Source organism: Rhodoferax sp., assembly GCF_018063565.1.
In the GTDB taxonomy this organism is placed as follows: Bacteria; Pseudomonadota; Gammaproteobacteria; order Burkholderiales; family Burkholderiaceae_C; genus Rhodoferax.
The window spans coordinates 1-21,849 of sequence record NZ_JAGPBB010000065.1; the positions used below are offsets into that span (position 1 = coordinate 1).

A 21,849-nucleotide genomic window follows, 5' to 3' on the forward strand; every position below is an offset into this window, starting at 1 on the left:
AACCCAACGATCTCTCGAAATGGCTAGCAGCAGCAGAACAAGGCAACCTCGCCGTACAGCAGCAGCGGCTGATGGTGGAGATTGCGCGTCGCGAGGTCGATCGACAACGTGCCGGTCACCTGCCAACACTCAATTTGGTGGCAACTGCTGGGCGCAGCTCGACACTTAACAGCGGTGCGCGTGAAATCTCGGACGATGAGAAGATCAGCCTCCAGCTTAACGTTCCCATCTTCGAGGGTTACGCCGTGTCTTCCAGATCTGCTGAGGCGGCGGCCAACCACAGCGCCACGCAGCACGCACTTGAGACCGTTCGCCGGGGTGCAGTGCTGGGTACCCAACAGGCCTATCTTGGTGTGATTAATGGACTCTCGCAGATCCGCACCTTGCAAGCGGCCTATCAGGCAGCCCAGAGTGCAGTGATCTCGAACAAAGACGCCTTTGATGTGGGTGTGCGACTGAATGTGGATGTGCTCAACGCACAAAGCCAGGCGTTCAACACCTATCGGGAGCTCAACCGTGCAAGGGTTGACACACTGATGGCACAGTTGAAGTTAAAGGCTGCCGTTGGCTCGCTTGGCGAGGACGATGTCATCGCCATCAATTCCCTGCTCAACCCAAACACCAATTGACTCTGTTGCCGGTCTTACCCGGCCAGTCGCCGAAGGAGCAGGTGTAACAGTTCCTTCGCGGGCTGACCCAAGGAACTGACGGCCACTTGCCAGCATCGCGTCGATGCAGCAAACTCACCCTATTTGACGCAAAGGAAACGCCATGGCCAACATTCCCATGCAGTTCAGCTTTACCGCTGGTAGCCCGATCGCCGCCCGCCGCATTGACGATGACGACCCCTTTTGTATGCTGGTCATTGCCGATCTGGGTGTCAGTCGCACGGCGCGCGGTGCGCGCCCACCCGCTTCGCGCAAACCGGTCGCGTTGGACATCGACAACTTTGATGCCGTGGTCAAGGCCATGGCAATCGAACTGGAACTGGACTTTGACACCACACCGGTGACGCTGCGGTTTGCGTCGCTGGAGGACTTTCACCCCGATCAATTGTTCGCCCGCCTTGAGATTTTTGCCGCCTTGCGTCAGAAACGCGCAGACCTGGCTGACCCCAAACGTTTTCACGAGGCTGCAGCGTCACTTGGCGCTGGGCCAGACGCACCTGCAGCAACTAGCGCCACAGCCGCGGACCCCCAGGCCGCTGGCGACATCGAGCGCCTGCTGGGGCGCAAACCAGCAGGCACTCCCTCATCCACACCCGCAGTTCCATCTGCCAGCAGCCTGGACCACTGGCTGCGCAGTGTGGTTGCGCCGCACGTTGTGCCAGATATCGGCAACGAGCAGGCGCGACTGATTGCTGCGGTTGACAGTGCCCTTGCCGCCGAAATGCGGCGCGTGCTGCACCATCCAGCGCTGATGCGGCTGGAAGCCAACTGGCGCAGCATCGAACGCCTGGTGCGCGAGCTTGATCCGGGTGAATCGCTGCTGCTCTACCTGTTGGACCTCAGTCATGAAGAACTTGCGCAGGACCTGAGCAGCCATGCAGCGGATTTGTCGGGATCGGCCTTGCATCGCCTGTTGAATGGGGCACATACACAGGGAGCTGACGGCCGACGCTGGTCGATTCTGATCAGTGACCTGACGGTGGGTGCCGACCTGGCCGACTTGCAGCAGCTTGCCGCTATGGGTGCACTGGCCGGTCACGCCAGCGCACCTCTGCTTGCCGCTGCCCATCCGTCGTTGCTGGGTTGCCACACGCCAGGTGCACTGGCCGAGCCAAAAACCTGGCAGCCGCTTGCAGCCGATGTGGCCGCGTACTGGCAGGCATTGCGCCAAAGCCCGGTTGCGCCGTGGATTGGACTGGCGTTACCACGGGTTCTGGCACGTCTGCCTTACGGCAAGACCAGCGATCCGGTGAGCGCCTTCAGCTTTGAAGAAATGCCAGAGCACCAGCACCACGGTTACTTGTGGGGTTCAGCGGCATTTGCGCTGGGCCTGTTGGCCGGGCAGGCTTTTTTGGAGGAAGGCTGGGAGATGGCCCTGGGTGCTGGCGCGGAGCTGGGGGATTTGCCCAGCCACAGCTACCGCTTGGACGGCGAGTCGCACCAGCAGCCATGCGCCGAAGTGTTGATGAGTGAAGGCGCGGCCGACGCCCTATGCCGTGGCGGGGTGATGCCATTGATGAGCTACCGCAACCGCAACACGGCACGCCTGCTGCGCTGGCAGTCGATCGCCGATCCGGTTCGGGCCTTGCAAGGAGTTTGGAGCTAAATTGACCTCTAGCGCTTACAAATAAAGCGTGCACAGCTATATTTTTTGAGATGTTATCCTGCTTACAATGCGCCCAACTTAACCGACCAGAATTCCATGAGTATTAAAAGTGACCGCTGGATCCGCCGCATGGCCGAGCAGCACGGCATGATCGAGCCGTTCGAGCCTGGCCAGATTCGACAAAGTGCCACCGGCCAAAAGATCGTCAGTTATGGCACCAGCAGTTACGGCTACGACATCCGCTGTGCGCCTGAGTTCAAAGTGTTCACCAACATCCACAGCACCGTGGTGGACCCGAAAAACTTTGACGAGAAAAGTTTTGTCGACTTCAACGACGAGGTCTGCATCATCCCGCCCAACAGCTTTGCCTTGGCGCGGACCATGGAGTACTTTCGCATTCCGCGCAACGTGCTCACCATCTGTCTGGGCAAAAGTACCTATGCGCGCTGCGGCATCATCGTCAACGTCACCCCGTTCGAGCCGGAATGGGAGGGTTACGTGACGCTGGAGTTCAGCAATACCACGCCACTGCCCGCCAAGATCTATGCAGGTGAAGGCTGCGCGCAGGTGCTGTTTTTTGAGTCTGACGCTGACGACGTTTGTGAAATCAGCTACAAGGACCGCGGCGGTAAGTACCAGGGGCAACGCGGTGTAACACTGCCCAAAGCCTGATGGCGGGCGCAAAACCATGAAATGGGAAGGCAATCGCCAGTCCGATAACGTCGAAGACCGCCGCGACGGCGGTGGCAGCTCCGGGCGCGGTGGATTGGGTGGGCGCGGTATCGGCATCGGGTCCATCGCCATTGCGCTGGTGGTGTCGTATTTTCTGGGCATCAACCCGATGACAGTGCTCAGCCTGCTCAGTGGCAGCGGCCCAGCACCCCAAACTCAGTCTGCACCAGCGCACAAGCCGCCGGCGGATGATCAGATGGCCCGCTTCGTGTCGACCGTGCTGGCAGACACCGAAGATGTCTGGAAAGACGTCTTTGCACAAAGTGGCGGCCGCTATCAGGAACCCAGACTGGTGCTGTTTCGCGGCACCACCGCGACGGCGTGCGGTCAGGGCGAAGCAGCGATGGGGCCTTTCTATTGCCCGGCAGACCAAAAAGTCTATATCGACCTGGGTTTTTACGAAACCCTGAAACACCGGCTCGGTGCGCCAGGCGATTTCGCCCAGGCCTATGTGATTGCCCACGAAGTCGGCCACCATGTGCAAAACCTGCTGGGCATCAGCGCCAAGATGGAACAAATGCATGCGCGTGCCAGCCGGGTGGAATACAACGCCCTGAGTGTGCGCCTTGAATTGCAGGCCGATTGCTTTGCGGGTGTCTGGGCCAACCATGCCCAGGCAGCAAGACAGTTGCTGGAACAAGGTGACGTCGAAGAGGCCATGAATGCCGCTGCCAGGATTGGCGACGATGCTTTGCAGCGCGCCGGCGGAGGTGCCGTCGTACCCGACAGCTTCACCCATGGCACCAGCGCGCAGCGCCAGCGCTGGTTCGATCTGGGCCTCAAAAATGGTAGCGTCAAGCGCTGTGACACCTTTTCTGCACGCCAGCTTTGAGGCTTGAGGGATAATCGCGCTTCGTCCCAGCCCTTGGGGCGGCACCAGCTATCGGCCCGATAGCACTTGACTCTGGCTATGAATGACCGATTTGACCTCTGCTATTTCCAATGAACTGACTGCTGACACACTGCCCATGGCCTTCGCCCAGTTGCAGTTGTCCGACCCGCTGGCCCGTGCGGTGGCCGAGATGGGTTACGAGACCATGACCCCGATCCAGGCGCAGGCGATTCCGGTCGTACTGCAGGGCCGGGATGTGATGGGAGCGGCCCAAACCGGTACCGGCAAGACCGCTGCTTTTGCGCTGCCCCTGTTGCAGCGCATGCTCAAACACGAAAACGCCTCCACCTCGCCCGCGCGCCACCCGGTGCGCGCGCTGGTCCTGTTGCCCACCCGTGAGCTGGCAGACCAGGTCGCCGAGCAGGTCAGACTGTATGGCAAATACACCAACCTGCGCAGTACCGTGGTGTTTGGCGGCATCGACATGAAGCCGCAAACCCTGGAGCTCAAAAGAGGCGTTGAGGTTCTGGTCGCCACGCCGGGGCGACTGCTGGATCACATTGAGGCCAAGAACTGTGTGCTCAACCAGGTGGAGTACGTGGTGCTCGATGAAGCTGATCGCATGCTGGACATCGGCTTTCTGCCCGATCTGCAGCGCATCCTGAGCTTTCTGCCCAAACAACGCACCACGCTGTTGTTCTCGGCCACGTTTTCGCCCGAGATCAAACGCCTGGCCAACAGCTATCTGCAAGACCCCGTCACCATCGAGGTGGCGCGCTCCAACGCCACGGCATCCACGGTGGAACAGCATTTTTACGCGGTCGGCGAGGACGACAAGCGCCACGCGCTGCATCAGATTCTGCGTCAGCGTGAGCTCAAGCAAGCCTTTGTGTTTGTCAACAGCAAACTCGGCTGTGCCCGGCTGGCGCGCTCGCTGGAGCGCGAAGGGCTGAAAACCACCGCCTTGCACGGGGATAAAAGCCAGGATGAGCGACTGAAAGCGCTGGATGCCTTCAAGAAAGGCGAGGTCGATTTGCTGGTGTGCACCGACGTGGCGGCACGTGGCCTGGACATCAAGGACGTGCCGGCAGTGTTCAATTTCGACGTTCCGTTCAACGCCGAGGACTACGTGCACCGCATCGGGCGCACCGGGCGGGCGGGTCAATCCGGCCTGGCCGTGAGCTTTGCCTCAAAGAGTGATGCCCGGCTGGTTGCTGACATCGAGCGCCTCATCAAGACCAAGATCGAACTCGAACCCATCGAGTTCGAAGAAGATCTGCCCGACATCCGCAAGCAGGGTCATATCAACGACGGTCGGCGCATGTACCGGCAGGACGAAGCGGCGGGTCGGCGAGACGAAGTGTTTCCACGCACCCCCCGGACCGTTCGCAGTGACTTCCGGCGCAATGCCCCGGCGGCGCAAGATCCGTTTTTTGACAAACCTTACGAGCCCACCTTGGCCGCCGATGCAGCGCCAGCGTGGGAGGCAGCTGCAGCACGCCCTGGCGTGCGGAGTATTTCCAGCAACATCAAGCCCAAACGTAAAGTCGCTGCGTTGTTCTGCGCGGTGTGATGCCAGCCATCGTCGCCGACCGGTCGGCGACAGCCATTACGCGGTTTTTTTTCCGGGCTTTTGTGCCTGGACGCAGTTGACCTGGATCAGTTCATGCGGATCACTCGGGGTGCCGGCCGCCAGTTTGAGGGCGCTCAGATGCCCACCCCAAATACAGCCTGAATCCAGCGCGATGACGTCAGAGCGATTCAGCCAGCCAAGCGTCGACCAATGGCCAAAGGCCACCACGACCGGGGCGGTCTGGCGTGACGGCACGTCAAACCAGGGCATAAAACCCTGGGGTGCTGCGTCCCGCCCTTCTTTGGTTTCAAACTCCATGGTGCCGTCCGCGGTACAGAACCGCAAACGGGTGAGCGCGTTCACAATCACGCGGATCCGGTCCACCCCGGCCAGATCGTCGCGCCAGACCGCCGGTGTATCGCAATACATCTGTCGCAAAAAGTCCGGCAGAGCCGGGCCGCGCAAGACAGATTCCACTTCTGCCGCCAGGGCCATGGTTTTTGTCGCGCTCCACATGGGCAACACACCGGCGTGTACCAGCAGATAGTCCGTTTCCTGATGCTGCAATCGAATCGCCAGATGCTGCTGGCGCACCCAGCCCAGCAATTGACTACGGTCCGGGGCGTTCAGGATATCGTCCAAGGTGTCTTTTCGGCTGGGTTTGCGTCCACCAAACGCTGCCGCCAGTAAATGCAGATCATGATTGCCCAGAAGGCAATGTGCCGACGCGCCCAATTGCATCAGGCGCCGCAAAACTGCAGCCGACTCTGGCCCCCGGTTGACCAGGTCGCCCAACAGGTAAAGTGTGTCACGGCTGGGCGAGAACGAAATTGCGGCGAGCAGTCGCTGCAAAGCGTCATCACACCCCTGGATGTCGCCAATCAAGTAAAGTGCCATGGTTTTAATTTTCGATGAGATTGAATGGAATTTCTGCTGGTACTCTTCCTGACCGCGCTCAATGGCATTTTTGCCATGTCGGAGCTGGCACTTACAGTCAGTCGAAAAGCGCGTCTGACGGCGATGGCCGAAGAGGGTGACAAAGGCGCACAGGCATCTTTGACACTGCTGGACAACCCCAACCAGTTTTTGTCCACGGTGCAGGTCGGTATCACCTCCATCGGTGTGCTCAATGGCATTGTCGGTGAGGCGGCCTTCAGTGGCGGTTTGGCCCACTGGTTGATGATCCTTGGATTGACAGAAAAGGTGGCGGCCCTGAGTGCCACCGCTTTGGTGGTCACATTGATCACGTTCACGACCATCATTTTTGGAGAACTGGTGCCCAAGCGCATCGGGCAACTCTACCCTGAGCAGGTTTCGCGCTGGGTGGCACGACCCATGTTGTGGCTGGCACGCGCCGCCGGGCCTTTTGTCCACCTGCTTTCCAGCACCACCGGTGCCGTATTGAAGCTGCTGCGCATCGACACCAATGCCGCACGACCGATGACGGAAGAGGAGATCAGCGCCAGCCTCGAAGAAGGTGTTGACGCCGGCGTGATAGAAGAACACGAGCACCAGATGGTGCAAAACGTATTTGGTCTGGATGACCGCCCGCTGACGTCGCTCATGGTGCCGCGCACCGAGGTGGACTGGCTTGACGCGAGTTTCAGCGTTGCACACAGCCTGCAAAAAGTCGGGCAGGACGGCGCGCAACGCGCCCATTCCTGGTACCCGGTGTGCCGCGGCAGCATGGATGATGTGATAGGCAAGATCAGTGTGGCACGTCTGCTTGAGTTAGGTGAGCACATGGCTGGCACTCTGGAAGACCACGTCAGTCCAGCGGTGTTTGTGCCCGAAACCCTGAGCGGCATGGAGTTGCTGGAGCAGTTCCGTGCCAAAGTTGGACGTCTGGTTCTGGTGGTGGATGAGTACGGGGTGGTACAGGGTTTGCTCACGCCGCACGACCTGCTCGAAGCCATCACTGGCGAGTTGCAACCTGGCGTCAAGTCCGATGCCTGGGCCACCCGGCGCGACGATGGCAGCTGGCTGCTCGAAGGCCTGATGCCAATCGGTGAACTCAAGGCACGCCTGGACATAGAAGAATTGCCGCTCGAGGACCGCGGCCGATACAACACGCTGGCTGGACTGTTGATGGCCGTCAGCGGTCATTTGCCGGTGACGGCAGAGCGTATCCATTGTGCAGGCTGGCAGTTTGAGGTGATCGACCTCGACGGAAAACGCATCGACAAGGTATTGGCCAGCCAGTTGCCAACACCGGTCACGGAAACGCTTTGAGTGCGCTCAAGCCTGCCCGGACCATTGGTACACCAGCAGTCCCAACCATTCGCGCACGGCCATGCGCCATTTCTTGACTCCCTGATCCATCGAGTAGCTGGACCAAGGGGTTTGCACCCCCGCGCGGTAGTCCACCGGGTAGGCGGTGACCTGCCAACCGGCATGACGAAAGGTTGCCATGGCGCGCGGCATATGCCAAGCAGAAGTCAGCAGCAACCACTGTCTCTGCACGTCCGCGCCAGCCACCTGGCGACTCAGCAGCGCATTTTCGTAAGTGGTTCGGGACGCAGATTCGTAGCGCACCCGTTCGGGAGTGACCGACTGCTGTGCAAAAAAACGTCGCGCACGCTCGGCCTCGGTCAGTTCATCTGCAAACAGGTTCCCATCACCGCCGGTGAACAGAACCCGCAAGTGGGCATGGCGCTGCAGCAGCGGCAAAACTTGAGTCATCCGCTCTGCGGCATCATTCAAGGAGGACTGATCGGCCACAACCCAGGTGTGTGCCGGATCCAGCGCACCCCCCAACACGATCACCCCGGCATAGTTGTCAAGCGCAGCAGATGCCGCTATGGCCGGGTACTGCGTCTCCAACCGGCGCAGCAAGGTGTCGGGTAACGGCTCCCAGCCGAGCGTGACCAGCAGAGTCAGTGCCAGAACACCGAAACCCTTTGCCAGGAACGGTTTTCTGCGCACCGCCAAGATACTGGCCAACATCAGCAGCGCCACCCAGGCCAGCGGCTGGACCACAAAGGCGAACAATTTGGAGACGAGAAACATCATGCCCGTCAGCTTAACATTGCACCGCCTCTACCGTCATTTGATGAGCCAGCCCGATGACCGGAAATTTGTCAAGAATAAGGATTTAACCTGATGCGGAAAAGTTGAAAATATGCTAAGAAATTCAACTTAGCCATTTGGCGCAAGTTATACTGCACTGCAACAACCTGAGCTTGACATGCACGCCAGCGACGCAATCTCCAGCCGAGCAGAGCCTGCAGTGTGACGGGCTCTTCCACAGGAACCGTGATGACTCTCCCCATTGAATCGATGAACACCCTGCGCGAGCGGCGCAACAAGATCATCCACAACATCTCCCCGGAAAAGCTTGAAAAACTGCACGCCCGCGGTTCGCTGTCGGCGCGCGAGCGGGTCAATGCGCTGTTTGTCGAGGGCAGTTTTCAGGAACTGGGCATGCACGCGCACCACAACGCGGTGTCGTTTGGTATGGCCGGGCGCGAGTTGCCCACCGACGGCGTGATCACCGGCACCGGTTACGTGGGCAGCCTGCAGGTGGCGGCTTTTAGCCAAGACTTCCAGGTGCTGGCCGGCACCATGGGCAAGATGCAGGCGCGCAAAATTGTGCGACTGATGCGCCACGCGTTGCGCGTGGGTGTGCCAATGGTTGCCTTTAAGGACTCGGGCGGTGCGCGGATCCAGGAAGGGGTGGACGCCCTTTCGGGTTATGGCGATGTGTTCTATTACAACGTCATGCTGTCGGGCGTGGTGCCGCAGATTGCAGTGATTGTTGGCCCCTGCGCCGGGGGTGCAGCGTATTCGCCCGCACTGATGGACTTTGTCATCATGACGCGGCATAACGCCTACATGTTCTTGACCGGCCCCGAGGTCATCAAGGCCGTTACCGGACACTCTGCCACCATGGACGAGGTAGGCAGCGCCGAGATGCACGCCAGCGTCAGCGGCAACGTGCACTTTGTCGCCGAAGACGACCAGCATGCGATTGCACTGGTCAAGTCGCTGCTGTCTTACTTGCCGTCCAACAACACCGAAGACCCGCCGCACGACCTGTCGATGCCCATCGACGAGGTGGCCGACCCCGGCATGATTGACCTGGTACCTGGCGACTCCAGCGAACCGCTGGACATGCAGTTGGTGATTCGTCGCCTCGTCGATCGTGGTGAGCTGCTCGAGGTACACGCCAACTTTGCCCGCAATGTGATCATCGGCTTTGCCCGCATCTCGGGCGCAGTGGTGGGCGTGGTGGCGAACCAACCGATGGTGATGGCCGGTGCACTGGACATGAACGCCGCCGACAAGATTGCCCGCTTTGTGCGCATGTGCAATGTGTTCAACATCCCGCTGCTCACCCTGGTCGATGTGCCGGGCTTTTTGCCAGGGGTGGAACAAGAGCGCGGCGGCATCATCCGCCACGGTGCCAAGATGCTGCACGCGTTTGCCTCATGCACTGTGCCCAAGCTCACGGTGATTTTGCGCAAGGCCTACGGCGGCTCGTACCTGGCGATGTGCAGCCAGGAGATGCGTGCGGACATGGTGTACGCCTGGCCTTCGGCCGAGATCGCGGTGATGGGTGCCGAAGCGGCGGTGAAGATCCTCTACCGCAAAGAGCTGGAGCAGGCCACCGACCGGCGCGCCAAAGCAGCTGAGCTGACTAAGCAGTACCGCGACGAGTTTGCCTCACCTTACGCCGCCGCCTCCAACTTTTACATCACCGACGTGATTGACCCGGCCGATACGCGCTGGATGCTGGCCCTGGCGCTGCGCAAGACGCTCGGTAAGCGCGAACTGCGCCCGGCCAAGAAACATGGCAACATGCCGCTTTAAGAAGTCCAACGCAGGACCACACCCATGACCGGCCCAGCCATCATCACCGCGCTGCAGATTTATGGTGTCTCCATCGTCATCGCCATGCTGGTGGCGGTGCTGATCAAGGTCATGGTCTCCGTGACCGGTCGCCTGGAGCGGGCGGCTGCGGCCGACGCCATCCCGCAAGGCGAAGTTTGTCCGGTGTTCCTGGGCATCCCCGACGAAGACGTGGCCGCGCTGTCAGCGGCTATTTTTACGGCCATCGGGCCACACCACATCCTGCACATCTCGGGCACCGGGCGCGCCTGGGCCAGCCAGGGGCGTGCCGCCCAACACGGTTCCCACGCGGCCAATCCACGTCCCCATCATTGAATCAGGAAGAAATGCCATGACCCGTCAGTTCAAAGTTACCGTCAACGGTCGCGAATACGATGTTGCCGTCCTCGAGGTTACCCCAGGCGCTGCCACACCGGCACCCACCGCTTATGTGCCGGCGGTGGAATCCAGTACGGCAGCAGTGCCAGCTGCCCGCCCCGCCGCAGCGAACGCACCAGCCCCCATAGCAAGCAGCAGCGGTGACGAGGTGGCCCAGATGGGGGGCGTGGTGGTGCAAATCGACGTCCGGGTCGGACAAACCGTGGCCGTGGGTGAGCGACTTTTGGTGCTGGAAGCCATGAAAATGAAAAACCATCTGCTGGCCAGCCGCGCCGGCCAGGTGACTCGCATTATGGTGGCAGCAGGTGATGCCGTTGAAGGCGGGCAGCCCGTGCTGACCATCCAGTAGGTGCAAGCCCTTTTGCGCCAGACTCCATGGAACACTTAAGCTTTCTCGACCTGTTCCAGGGCATTGCCACCCTGGTCGCCGCCGACCCCGCCGTGATGTGGGGCCGCATCTTCCTGATGCTGCTGGGCTTTCTCCTGATTTACCTGGGTGCCAAAGAGGTGTTGGAACCCTTGTTGATGATCCCGATGGGGCTGGGCATGTCGGCCATCAATGCCGGGGTGATGTTTCTTGAGGGTGGCAAAGCCGGCACGCTGTTTGTCGACCCGCTGATGTCGAACCCGACCGATCTGGTCAACATCATGCAGATCAACTGGCTGCAGCCCATTTACACCCTGACCTTCAGCAACGGGCTGATCGCCTGCTTTGTGTTCATGGGCATTGGCGTGCTGCTGGACGTGGGCTATGTGATGGCGCGGCCGTTTCAGAGCATGTTCATTGCCCTTTTTGCCGAGTTGGGCACCTTCGCGGTGTTTCCCATCGCGGTGTGGTTGGGTATGACACCGCGCGAAGCCGCCTCGGTAGCCACCATTGGCGGCGCAGACGGGCCGATGGTGCTGTTTACCTCGCTGATTCTGGCCAAAGACCTGTTTGTGCCCATCACGGTGGTGGGTTACCTGTACCTGGGACTCACCTATGGCGGCTACCCGTATCTGATCAAGTGGCTGGTGCCCGAGCGCATTCGCGGCATCAGCATGGCCGCCGACCGGGGGCCAAAAATCAGTCGGGCGCAAAAGTTAATCTTTGCGGTGGTCACCTGCACGCTGCTGTGCCTGCTGTTTCCGGTCGCAGCCCCCTTGTTTTTCTCACTGTTTGTCGGCGTGGCAGTGCGAGAAAGCGGCATTGAGTCGTTTACCAAGCTGCTCAGTGAAACCTTTTTATATGGTGCCACCTTCTTTCTCGGCCTGACGCTGGGCGTGTTGTGCGAAGCCAGCACGCTGCTGGACCCGGTGGTGCTTAAGCTGTTGCTGCTGGGCATGCTGGCACTGCTGATCTCGGCCCTCGGCGGGTTGCTCGGCGGCTACATCCTTTACTTCGCATCAGGCGGCAAGTTCAACCCGATCATCGGCATTGCGGGTGTGAGCTGTGTGCCGACCACCGCCAAGGTGGTGCAAAAAATCGCCACCGCGGCCAATCCCAATGCCATCATCCTGCCGCAGGCGCTGGGCGCCAACATCAGCGGTGTGATCACCAGCGCCATCATTGCTGGAGTGTTTATCAGCGTATTGCGCGGGACTTGAGTGTCCAATGGGCCTCCAGCCCATTTCTGACAATTGAAAACCGCTATTTTTTTGAAAGCAATCCTGCAATGGCCGCCGGATAAATCAGGTGCTCCTGGGTGAGCACCCGCGCTGCCAGTGCCTCTGCCGTGTCACTCGCTAGCACCGGCACAACGGCCTGCGCCAGAATTTCACCATGGTCCAGTTCTGCGGTCACCCGGTGCACCGTAGCCCCAGCGAGCTTGCACCCAGTGTCGATGGCGCGCTGATGTGTATGCAAGCCGGGAAAAGACGGTAGCAGGGATGGATGAATGTTCACCAGCCGCCCAGCAAACTGCGCCACAAAACCAGGCGTCAGAATGCGCATGAAGCCCGCCAGCACCACCAGTGCTGGCTCATGGAGCGAATCGAAGCGGTCAATACACTGCGCCAATGCGGCGTCAAAATCCGCTCGACTGGGGTAATTCGTGTGATCCAGCAACTCGGTGGCAATGCCCATATCACGTGCCAAGGACAATCCGCGCGCATTGGCCTTGTTGCTGATCACACAGGCCACGCAGGCGCCAAATTTGCCCGCCCAATCATCACGTTTTGCGGTTTTCGCGATGGCGAGCATGTTGGAGCCGCCGCCTGAGATCAAAATGACGATGTTTTTCATATCGAGCTGAATTATGACTTTGACCCCTGACACCTCTGCCATTTCCGCCATTGAAGCCCGCGTGCTGGGTACCCTGATGGAAAAAGCCCGCACCGTGCCCGACAGCTACCCGCTGTCGCTCAACGCCCTGCTGCTGGGTTGCAACCAGAAAAGCAGCCGCGACCCGATCATGGAACTGATGGAGGCCGACGTGGCCACCGCCCTGGCAGGTCTCAAGGAGCGCGGCCTGGTGCGCGAAAACAGCGGCAGCCGCGTGACCCGGTTTGAGCACAACTTCCAGCGTGGGGTGGGTGTGCCCGAACAGTCGGCCGTGCTGCTGGGCCTGTTGATGCTGCGCGGCCCGCAGACCGCGGGCGAGCTGCGCCTGAACACTGAGCGCTGGTACAAATTTGCCGACATTTCCTCGGTCGAAGGATTTCTGGAAGAGTTGCAAGACCGCTCGGCCGAAAAAGGCGGCCCGCTGGTGGTTAAACTCAATCGCGCGCCCGGTGCGCGCGAGCAGCGCTGGGCGCATCTGCTGTGCGGTCCAGTGGATGAAGCGCATTTGGTCACCGGAACGGTGCTGCGCTCAGTCGACTTCAGCACGCAGGAACGGATCGATCGGCTGGAACTTGAAGTGGCGCAACTGCGCAGTACCGTCAACAAACTTTGTGCCGAACTGGGCATCGACGCGAGCACCACCGTATAAGCGGTAATATTCAAGCCATGAGTGAGCCGCAGCAACTCAAACTAGAGGCCATTGAGGCGCTGATCAATGCGCGCAATGTCGATGCTCTGTCAATTCGCGAGATCATGAAAGACATTCTCGACGATGCGCAGATGGCAGCTTTCCTGCCCGACTCACTGTGCCAGATCGACCCGCGCACCGGTGACGTGATTGTCTACAACTCGTCGCGCGCCACCCGACTGCACACCACCACCGCCTTGCCACCGGTGGACAACCGTGACGACAAGTGCCCCATTTGCGCTGCCAAGAGCACCGGGGTGATCGACCTGCAGCCCTTGAGCGAAGGCTTTACCTTCATCAACAAGAATCTTTATCCGATCCTCCACCCGATCGAGAATCTGCAAGAAGATGCCAGGGGCGTGCCGCTGTATCCAGACCCTTATCACCATGGTCGCAGTTCGTATGGCATGCACCTGCTGCAGTGGACATCGTCAATCCATGACCGTGACTGGCACAACATGCCACTGGTGGACTGCCTGATCTGCTTTGACCGATTGGCGGCTCTGGAACACAAGTTGCTGACAGACTCTGAAGGGTTTATGCCCGCCTCAGACCGGGTGCTGCAAAAACTGCCGCACCATTCGGGTGATGCGGACATGGCACGTGGGCCGAAGACGTTTGGTTACGTCTCCATCATCAAGAATTTTGGTCACGCCGCCGGTGCATCGTTGTCGCACGGACACCAGCAAATTGGCTTCAGCAACATCATGCCGCAGCGCTATTTCAACAATTTCAGCTTCATGCAGCGCAACGGGCAAACTTTTTCAGAGTACATGCTGCGAGAAAACCCTCAGCGACTGATGGTGCGCGACTTTGGCCAGGCCGTGTTGCTTGTCCCGTATTTCATGAAGCGCCCCTACAACATGCTGGTGCTGCTCAAAGACCACCGCAAGCAGTACATCCACCAGCTGACCCCGGATGAGCGCGGCGATCTGGTGCAGGCCATGGTGGCAGCCATCCAGGCGATCATCACCATCATGCCGCAACTTGGCAAAGCACCTGCCTACAACATCAACATCAACAATGGCCCCGGTGCCGGTGTGTACCTCGAACTGCTGGCCAGCACCCAACTGACCGGAGGCTTTGAGCACATCGGCCTGTGGGTCTGTCAGGCCAACCCCAACGAGGTAGCGGCACAATTGCGTCAGGTTGTGAACCGTTGAAGCAGCTGATCGCCAGATACTGCTCTATCCGGCACAGCCATTTCTCATCACACCCCATGGAGTCCCATCATGAAAGAAAATCCGGTCGGCTGGTTTGAAATTTACGTTCAGGACATGCCGCGTGCCAAGGCGTTTTATGAATCGGTTTTCGACGGTGCACTGCAAAACCTGGAGAGTCCAGGCATAGAGATGTGGGCTTTCCCCATGCACGACACGGCCACTGGCTCGTCTGGCGCACTGGTCAAGATGGATGGTTGCCCGTCTGGCGGCAACAGCACGGTGGTTTATTTCAGTTGCACCGATTGCGCTGTGGAGGCCAGCCGCGTTGCAGGCCATGGCGGCCAAGTATTCAAAGAAAAGTTTTCCATTGGTCCTTACGGGTTCATCGCCCTGGTCAGTGACCCCGACGGAAACATGATCGGCCTGCATTCGATGCAATGATGCCGACAAATCACGACGAAGCCGTGCCGATCGCCTTGGGCAGCGTGGTCATTTACGCGCGCGACATGACCCGGACCGCACAGTTTTATGCCCATCACTTTGGTTTTTTGACAAGCGGCGACGTTGTCGAGGGTTTGATCGAACTCACACCGCCTGTGGGCGGTGCGGCCATCCTGATTCATCAGGCCGCCAAATCCGTCAAACTCGGGCAAGTGGGCGTGAAACTGAGCTTTCACGTCCCGGATGTTGCCGCCTTCGTGGCCCGGGCGGCGGCCAACGGACTCCAGTTTGGAGCCATCCACCAGGCCAAGGGATATGCTTTTGCCAACACCAAAGACCCTGACAACAACTCGGTCAGCGTGTCGAGCCGCGCTTATCGCCTAAAAGCACCATCGTGATGCACCCAATGAAAGGGCCGAGAACGCACGCTGTGGCGGTCAGAGATTCTGACAACAGCCCGACCAGCACGCTTGATGCCACGGTGTGAGTGGGCATTTGTGGCTCATTGCGGCCCGCGTTCACGCAGGAATGAGGCAAATCGCGGCAGCCCTTTGGGAGTGCGGTCTCGGTAGCGGTAGGTCACCACACTGCCGATGTCCGGTGGTGATGCACGTTGCGCGTCACTAAACCCGGTACCCAATGCAAAACGCTGGCCGTCAGGCAGTTCCAACAGCAGCGCCCCCATCCGGCCGGCATGGCGCCCCTTGCCCGGTAAGTGGCCCACAACCCGCGCGTCCTCGTCCTGCACAGGCTTGTACTTCAACAGTGCGTCACTGCGTCCAGGCGACCACAGCGCATCCGCGCGGTGCAACACCAGACCCTCTGCACCCTCGGCCGCCTGCTTTTTGAGCTGCAAAGCCAACGCCGCAGCGTTGGCCACCGACACCTGCGCGACCGCCTGCAGCCAGGGCTGGCCCGCCACCTGCAACAGGCTCTGGATACCCTGCACCCGCTGGGCAAAGGGGCCGGGCGCACCCGGCAGGTCAAACACCATATAGCGCAGCTCACGCCACTCGGCGTCCACCGGCTGTTCTTTGCGCACCATGCCTGACAGGCGGTCAAACTGTCCACGCCCCAGCCACAATTCGCCATCCAGCGGCACTTTGGGCAGCGCGGCGGTGAACCAGCCAGGTGCGGCGATCGGCAAGCCACTGCGAAAGCGCAGACGCTCGCCATCCCAGAAGGCACGCACCCCGTCGAGCTTCTCGCTCACCAGATAACCCGCCGGGTCGCGCCCGACCGGCCAAACGCCGGCGAGCATCAGGGCCGGGCTCGTGGCGGTTGAAACTGCAAGCACCGGTGCAGCCTGCGTGGGTTGCGCCTGCGCAGTCAGTCCGCCCCAGACCAGCGCACACGCCAACGCGACCCAGCGCGGCCGGTGCGGAGCGATCAGGCGGGGTGATGTGGCGGTCAAGACCATGCGCAGGTTCATCAGCTTTCCTTTGCGTTCAAGCGGCAAGGCGCGACGATTTGGGCACATGCGCCATCAAAAACTCCATCTGGTCAGCCAGAATGCGTCGGTTGCGCAGGATGAAGTCCTCCCACAGGCTGGGCACATAAGGCGTGTACAACAGCGGCATATGCGCCTGCTCGGGAGTGCGATGGCTTTTGCGGTGGTTACAGGCCCGACAGGCGGTGACCACATTCATCCAGCTGTCAACGCCGTTCTGGGCAAAAGGGATGATGTGCTCACGCGTCAGGTCAGCCTCGGCAAAATGCTCGCCACAATAGGCACAGATGTTGCGATCGCGGGCAAACAGCTTGATATTGGTCAGGCCCGGGCGCAAGGCAAACGGGTTGATGCTGGGTACACCTCGCGTGCCAATGATGCTGGACACCGTGATGATCGACTGCCGTCCGGTGATGGCGTTATGGCCACCATGAAACACCGCCACCTCGTGACCCATCTCCCAGCGCACCTCGGACGCGGCGTAATGGATCACCGCCTGCTCCAGCGAAATCCAAGACTGGGGCAAACCCTGAGCTGACAACTTCAAGACTTTCAAAAGCTGACTCCTGAAAACACACACAGCACGGCGCAACAACACCAATGATGCCAGCCGCAGGCCAACTGCGCCGAGCTGAGACACAATATACCCCCTTTATGTGTCAAATCTGCGTCAAGCGCACATTGGTTATGCGCTGATTGCTAGCAAATTAATAACTTTCGATGAAAATTTTCAGAGGCTGCAAACACCCCGAGCTGGCCAGCGCCTGCGCACTGACCATCGGCAACTTTGACGGTGTGCACCGGGGACATCAGGCCATGCTGTCGCTGCTCAGGGGCGAGGCACAACAGCGCGGCGTGCCCAGCTGTGTATTGACGTTTGAGCCACACCCACGTGACTACTTCGCCGGCCTGACCCACAACCCGGCGCGCGCCCCGGCGCGTGTGGGCACGCTGCGTGACAAATTGTGTGACCTGGCTGCCTGTGGTGTAGACCAGACCGTGGTGTTGCCTTTCACGGCCCGGCTGGCAGATTTGCCGCCGATGGACTTCATCGAGCGGGTGTTGCTCCAGGGTCTGGGCGCCACTTATGTACTGGTGGGGGACGACTTTCGTTTTGGAGCGCGCCGTGCCGGCGACTATGCCCTGCTGGACCAGGTGGGCATGGAGCGCGGCTTTGACGTGGCACGCATGAACAGCTACGAAGTGCACAATCTGCGGGTGTCAAGCTCGGCGGTACGGGCGGCACTTGGCGAAGGCCGCATGAAAGACGCCGCCCGGCTGATGGGTCACCCCTATCGCATCTCGGGCCACGTGGTGCACGGGCGCAAACTCGGGCGATCGCTGGGTTTCAAAACACTGAACCAGCGCTTTGCCCACTGGAAACCCGCAGCCAGCGGCATTTTCGCCGTGCTGGTGTATGGCCTGGGTGCGCAGCCCCTGCGCGGCGTGGCCAATTTGGGCGTGCGCCCATCGCTTGACCCGCGCGACGTGAATGGTGGGCGCGTGCTGCTCGAAACCCATTGTCTGGATTGGCCCGCCCATCTTGGGGCCGAGGGTGCTTACGGCAAAATCGTGCGCGTGGAACTGCTGCACAGACTGCACGACGAACGCAAGTACGACTCGCTGGACGCGTTGACGGCAGGTATTGGCCAGGATTGTCTGGATGCCCGTGCCTACTTCGATTCCCACCTGATCAGCCTGTAGAGCAGGCAGGGCGGAAAATTCAAGGCGTCATGTTCAGCGATTGCGTTCAGGCAATTGATAAAACCGCACGGCATTGCGGCCGGCCTCTTTAGCCTGATACATGGCGGCATCCGCCCATTTCAGGATGTCGGCCTGGTTGGCCTCATGGTTGACAAACAGGGCTACACCGATACTGGCACTGCAACGGTGCACCACTGTAGAGTCCGGCTGGTCAGTGCCGACCACTGCCAGCTGGTACGGCAGGGCAAGGTTGGCGCGAATTTTTTCGGCGACCGCATGGGCTTGTGCCATGGACACCGCCTTGTCCGAGTCCAGTTCACCGAGCATCACCACAAACTCATCGCCACCCAGGCGCGCCACGGTGTCCATTTCGCGCACACATTCCGTCAGGCGGCGCGCCACCTCCACCAGCAGTAAATCCCCCACACCATGCCCGTGTGCATCATTCAGGGGCTTGAAGTTGTCCAGATCCAGAAACATCAAGGCTGCATACAGTGCACTTCGCTTGCTTGACGCCATGCACTGGCTCAGCCGGTCATCCAGCAGACGGCGATTGGGCAGACCCGTCAGCGGATCGTAGAACGCCAGTTGCCGCACTTTGTCTTGCAGCAATTTGCTGTCGGTGATGTCCTGGATAGTGCCTTTGATTTTGAGCGCCTGACCGTTCTCATCACGTTCAACCCTGCCCAGTCCGTGGACCCAGCGTGTTGCCTGATCGCTATAGCGAACAATGCGCAAGACCTTGTCAAACACCCGTCCCTCGCTGATGAGGTCATCCACAAAAAACTTGACCCATGCCCTGCGGTCATCGGGATGCAGCAGTGCTGTCCAACCCTCCGGGGTATGCGGGTAAGTGCTGTCTATGCCAAGCAGAGTGTCAAGTACTTCGGAGCTGGTCCAGCGGTTGTCGGTCACGTGAAACTCATAGCTTCCCAGGCCCGCGATCTGTTGCGCTTCTTTGAGGGACTGCTCGCTGGTGCGCAACTCGAGCGTGCGCAAGGCGACTTTCTGCTCCAGCAAGGCGTATGAGGCATTCAGTTTCTCTGCCATCTGATTGAATTCGATGGCCAGGTCCTCCAACTCGTCCCCCGTCTGCACCACGATGGGTTGGTCAAACACACCATGCCCGATCAGCTTGGCTCCATCACGCAGTGCGCGAATCGGGAGCACCATCTTGCGCACCAGAGCCACCGTGGCCAACACTGTCAACACCACCCCAGCCAGCACCAGCAAGATACCGCGAAACGCCTGGGCATACAGCGGCCGATAAAACTCTGCAGTGGGTTGCTGGACAAAAACAAACCAGTTCAGGTAGGGGATCACGCCAAAAGAGGTTAGCACCGGCTGGCCCGCCATGTCCAGCGCGTTCACCTGCGCCAGACTGGCACCAGTCCGGTCTCGGAGGGCCGCCTGTACCTGAGGCAGCGAGACCATGGCCGTGTGTTGCAACACCAGACCCATGTCAGGGTGTGCGATCAGGTGGCCAGCTTCGTCAACAGCATAGGCCAGCCCGGTGTCACCCACTTTGATCTGGGTGATGCCTTCGAGCAAAAACTCAAGGTCAATCTCTGCGACAGTAATCCCCGCAGCGGGTGGGCCAACCGCAATGGCGACGGTCATGTAAAGGGCTTCGTCCCGCACATACACCGGGCCGCGATACGGGTGCCCTGACTTCACTCGCGCAAACCATCCGGTCGTTGAAAAGTCGTGCCCACTTTGCAGAACGTCCGCAGCCAGCCGAGACACCCGCAAAACCTCCAGACCCTGCGGATCGAGCAGGCTGATGGACTTGATGGCCCGGGTCCGGCGCAGAATCTGGATCTCAGCCATGCGTTGACCCAGCGCACTGACACCCGGCTGAGGGTCGGTGGTGGTGCCAATCTTCAGCTCCACTTCCGTCAGGTATTGTGCGATGCGCTGCGCCGCTGCCTGCGCCTTCTCCTGTTGCAAGCGCATCAGCGCCTGCTTGTTTTCCTGGTAGGAGTCATGGATGCCCAACAGGCCACTGAGTAGCAGCGACAGGCCCACCAACGCGCTGAAAAACAGCGCATATTTCCTGAAAAGTCTGCTTCCCATACCGCTATGCGCTTGCTGGAAAAGTCTCAATCAAAGGGCTTGTCGTTGGGGTTTCTGAACAGTTCAACCATGGCCTCACTCATCGGGAACGCGTAGTTGATCCCTTTGGGTGGAATCGGTGACATCAGCCATTTTTGGTAGATCACCTGCATCTCACCTGATTTCATAAGCCTGGCGATCTCCTGGTCAACGATTTTCTTGAAACCTGGATCGTCCTTGCGCATGAAGCAGGCATAGGCCTCAAATGACGTCGGGTTGCCCGTTACCGTCCAGTCGTCTGGCCGCCAGGTTTGGTGAATCGCTGAATACAGCAGCACATCGTCCATCATGAAGGCATCGGCATGTCCGGCCTGCAGGACCGACACCGGTGTGTCACCGCGGTCAAAAGAAGCCATGATGTTGATGCGCCGGTTGTCTTGCACGTTCATTTTGCGCAGCAACTTCTCGGAAGTGGAGGCCGCAAACGTCACGACGTTCTTGCCGCCGAGGTCAGAAAACTCCTTGATGCCCGAGTCTTTGCGCGTCATCAGGCGCGTTCCGGTAATAAAAATGGTGTTGGAGAAAGCCACCAGTTTCTCACGTTCAGTGGTATGTGTTGTGCCACCACAGGTCAGGTCCGATGTGCCGTTCTGCACCATTGGGAAGCGGTTTTGCGTGGTGAACGGCACTGTCTTGACGAGTAGCTCAGGCAGTTTGAGCTCATGTTTGACGGCTTCGGCAACTTTCAGGGCAATGTCGAACGAATACCCCATGGGTTTGCCCTCGGCAGAACTGTAGGTAAATGGTGGCGTCGATTCGTGAAAACCTAGCGTGATCGTTTTGCTTTCGGCGATTTTGCGCAGGGTGGCGTTCTCTTGGGCAGGCGCGCCACTGCTGGTCAATGCCACTGCGAACGCAAGGGAACAAGAAAAAAAACGACGGACCATTGCATGCCTCTGTTGGTGTTTGACGACGAGACTTGTACGCTCGATGGTATCTCCAAACGTGCCGGCTGAGCTCTGGCTGAAGCAGGTCAGTCACCGCCATCCGTCAAACGTCCATCGGCACATCGCTGGCGGTATTCAATCTGCCCTGACACACACTCGACAGCATCGGTGCAACACCGACTCGAAACACCCGCGAGACGCCAGACGCAAAGTTCATCCAGACTCTGATCACTTTTTTTCATAATTTTCTGACTTAAAACAGGGTTTTCATTCGCAATCGGCATAAAGTGCGCACAAAAATTTCAAACCGTAGGAGCCAACCCATGACAACACCTTCGTCCACAACATCTGTTTCCCTGCCCACCGACATTGCCATCGCCCAGGCAGCCACGCTAAGGCGTATTGCCCCCATGGCCTTTGAGCGGCTGGGCATTGCGGATGAGCACCTGGAGCCATACGGCCACTTCAAGGCCAAAGTCTCGCTGGACTACCTGGATA

At 59.6% G+C, this 21,849-nt stretch carries 23 protein-coding genes; 16 read left to right on the forward strand and 7 right to left on the reverse strand.

Going from position 1 to position 21,849, the window contains the following annotated elements:
- From KBF66_RS14055 to KBF66_RS14075, 5 genes are all read left to right on the forward strand, one after another.
- Positions 1-629, forward strand: a 629-nt coding sequence (locus tag KBF66_RS14055; RefSeq protein WP_296658102.1) for a TolC family protein, incomplete at its 5' end; no start/stop codon positions are given.
- Positions 630-771: 142 nt separating this feature from the next.
- Positions 772-2,274: a type VI secretion system contractile sheath large subunit gene (locus tag KBF66_RS14060; protein ID WP_296658104.1), complete on the forward strand. Its 1,503-nt coding sequence runs from the start codon at positions 772-774 to the stop codon at positions 2,272-2,274.
- A 96-nt stretch (positions 2,275-2,370) separates the two neighbouring features.
- Positions 2,371-2,946 (forward strand): dCTP deaminase, encoded by a 576-nt coding sequence (dcd, locus tag KBF66_RS14065; RefSeq protein ID WP_296658106.1) that lies wholly within the window; start codon positions 2,371-2,373, stop codon positions 2,944-2,946.
- A 16-nt stretch (positions 2,947-2,962) separates the two neighbouring features.
- Positions 2,963-3,838: a neutral zinc metallopeptidase gene (locus tag KBF66_RS14070; RefSeq protein WP_296658110.1), complete on the forward strand. Its 876-nt coding sequence runs from the start codon at positions 2,963-2,965 to the stop codon at positions 3,836-3,838.
- Positions 3,839-3,968: 130 nt separating this feature from the next.
- Positions 3,969-5,411 (forward strand): DEAD/DEAH box helicase, encoded by a 1,443-nt coding sequence (locus tag KBF66_RS14075; protein ID WP_296658187.1) that lies wholly within the window; start codon positions 3,969-3,971, stop codon positions 5,409-5,411.
- A 36-nt stretch (positions 5,412-5,447) separates the two neighbouring features.
- Here the strand turns inward: KBF66_RS14075 and KBF66_RS14080 are convergent, their stop codons facing one another.
- On the reverse strand, positions 5,448-6,308 hold the full coding sequence (locus KBF66_RS14080) for a symmetrical bis(5'-nucleosyl)-tetraphosphatase (protein WP_296658114.1): 861 nt from the start codon (positions 6,306-6,308) through the stop codon (positions 5,448-5,450).
- Between the two features lie 24 nt (positions 6,309-6,332).
- Between KBF66_RS14080 and KBF66_RS14085 the strand changes: the two genes are divergently transcribed.
- Positions 6,333-7,643, forward strand: coding sequence for a hemolysin family protein (locus KBF66_RS14085; protein ID WP_296658117.1), 1,311 nt, complete (start codon positions 6,333-6,335; stop codon positions 7,641-7,643).
- Positions 7,644-7,649: 6 nt separating this feature from the next.
- Here the strand turns inward: KBF66_RS14085 and KBF66_RS14090 are convergent, their stop codons facing one another.
- Positions 7,650-8,423, reverse strand: a complete 774-nt coding sequence (locus tag KBF66_RS14090; protein WP_296658120.1) for a YdcF family protein — start codon at positions 8,421-8,423, stop codon at positions 7,650-7,652.
- Positions 8,424-8,669: 246 nt separating this feature from the next.
- On the opposite strand from KBF66_RS14090, the gene KBF66_RS14095 reads away from it, so the two are divergent.
- Genes KBF66_RS14095 through KBF66_RS14110 form a run of 4 tightly spaced genes read left to right on the forward strand, consistent with a single transcriptional unit; the run spans position 8,670 to position 12,227 of the window.
- Entirely contained in the window at positions 8,670-10,223 is a 1,554-nt protein-coding gene (locus tag KBF66_RS14095) for an acyl-CoA carboxylase subunit beta (RefSeq protein ID WP_296658124.1), read from the forward strand.
- A 24-nt stretch (positions 10,224-10,247) separates the two neighbouring features.
- The gene (locus tag KBF66_RS14100) at positions 10,248-10,577 is read left to right on the forward strand and encodes a hypothetical protein (protein ID WP_296658129.1); all 330 of its coding nucleotides are present in this window, start codon (positions 10,248-10,250) and stop codon (positions 10,575-10,577) included.
- Between the two features lie 16 nt (positions 10,578-10,593).
- Entirely contained in the window at positions 10,594-10,989 is a 396-nt protein-coding gene (locus tag KBF66_RS14105; RefSeq protein ID WP_296658135.1) for a biotin/lipoyl-containing protein, read from the forward strand.
- A 26-nt stretch (positions 10,990-11,015) separates the two neighbouring features.
- The gene (locus KBF66_RS14110) at positions 11,016-12,227 is read left to right on the forward strand and encodes a sodium ion-translocating decarboxylase subunit beta (RefSeq protein ID WP_296658139.1); all 1,212 of its coding nucleotides are present in this window, start codon (positions 11,016-11,018) and stop codon (positions 12,225-12,227) included.
- A gap of 43 nt (positions 12,228-12,270) precedes the next feature.
- Here KBF66_RS14110 and purN read toward each other — a convergent pair whose 3' ends face one another.
- Entirely contained in the window at positions 12,271-12,864 is a 594-nt protein-coding gene (purN, locus tag KBF66_RS14115; protein WP_296658143.1) for a phosphoribosylglycinamide formyltransferase, read from the reverse strand.
- A gap of 13 nt (positions 12,865-12,877) precedes the next feature.
- On the opposite strand from purN, the gene KBF66_RS14120 reads away from it, so the two are divergent.
- The 4 genes from KBF66_RS14120 to KBF66_RS14135 all read left to right on the forward strand — a co-directional run bounded on the left by KBF66_RS14120 (position 12,878) and on the right by KBF66_RS14135 (position 15,593).
- Positions 12,878-13,552: a YceH family protein gene (locus tag KBF66_RS14120; protein WP_296658148.1), complete on the forward strand. Its 675-nt coding sequence runs from the start codon at positions 12,878-12,880 to the stop codon at positions 13,550-13,552.
- Positions 13,553-13,569: 17 nt separating this feature from the next.
- On the forward strand, positions 13,570-14,754 hold the full coding sequence (locus KBF66_RS14125; protein WP_296658153.1) for a hypothetical protein: 1,185 nt from the start codon (positions 13,570-13,572) through the stop codon (positions 14,752-14,754).
- Between the two features lie 69 nt (positions 14,755-14,823).
- Complete coding sequence (locus tag KBF66_RS14130; RefSeq protein WP_296658157.1) at positions 14,824-15,195, forward strand: VOC family protein; 372 nt, start codon at positions 14,824-14,826, stop codon at positions 15,193-15,195.
- Entirely contained in the window at positions 15,192-15,593 is a 402-nt protein-coding gene (locus KBF66_RS14135) for a VOC family protein (protein ID WP_296658162.1), read from the forward strand. Before KBF66_RS14130 ends, KBF66_RS14135 begins: the two co-directional genes overlap by 4 nt.
- A gap of 104 nt (positions 15,594-15,697) precedes the next feature.
- Here the strand turns inward: KBF66_RS14135 and KBF66_RS14140 are convergent, their stop codons facing one another.
- Together KBF66_RS14140 and KBF66_RS14145 are read right to left on the reverse strand one after the other, a co-directional pair.
- Positions 15,698-16,627 carry a DNA ligase gene (locus tag KBF66_RS14140; RefSeq protein ID WP_296658166.1) on the reverse strand — a complete coding sequence of 310 codons (930 nt, stop codon included), beginning with the start codon at positions 16,625-16,627 and terminating at the stop codon, positions 15,698-15,700.
- A gap of 16 nt (positions 16,628-16,643) precedes the next feature.
- Complete coding sequence (locus KBF66_RS14145; protein WP_296658171.1) at positions 16,644-17,201, reverse strand: HNH endonuclease; 558 nt, start codon at positions 17,199-17,201, stop codon at positions 16,644-16,646.
- A 164-nt stretch (positions 17,202-17,365) separates the two neighbouring features.
- On the opposite strand from KBF66_RS14145, the gene KBF66_RS14150 reads away from it, so the two are divergent.
- The gene (locus KBF66_RS14150) at positions 17,366-18,349 is read left to right on the forward strand and encodes a bifunctional riboflavin kinase/FAD synthetase (RefSeq protein WP_296658176.1); all 984 of its coding nucleotides are present in this window, start codon (positions 17,366-17,368) and stop codon (positions 18,347-18,349) included.
- Between the two features lie 33 nt (positions 18,350-18,382).
- Here the strand turns inward: KBF66_RS14150 and KBF66_RS14155 are convergent, their stop codons facing one another.
- On the reverse strand, positions 18,383-20,425 hold the full coding sequence (locus KBF66_RS14155) for a diguanylate cyclase (protein ID WP_296658179.1): 2,043 nt from the start codon (positions 20,423-20,425) through the stop codon (positions 18,383-18,385).
- A gap of 26 nt (positions 20,426-20,451) precedes the next feature.
- Positions 20,452-21,351 (reverse strand): transporter substrate-binding domain-containing protein, encoded by a 900-nt coding sequence (locus tag KBF66_RS14160; RefSeq protein ID WP_296658182.1) that lies wholly within the window; start codon positions 21,349-21,351, stop codon positions 20,452-20,454.
- Positions 21,352-21,674: 323 nt separating this feature from the next.
- Between KBF66_RS14160 and KBF66_RS14165 the strand changes: the two genes are divergently transcribed.
- Positions 21,675-21,849: formate--tetrahydrofolate ligase (locus KBF66_RS14165; protein ID WP_296658190.1), on the forward strand; the 175-nt coding region annotated here is incomplete at its 3' end.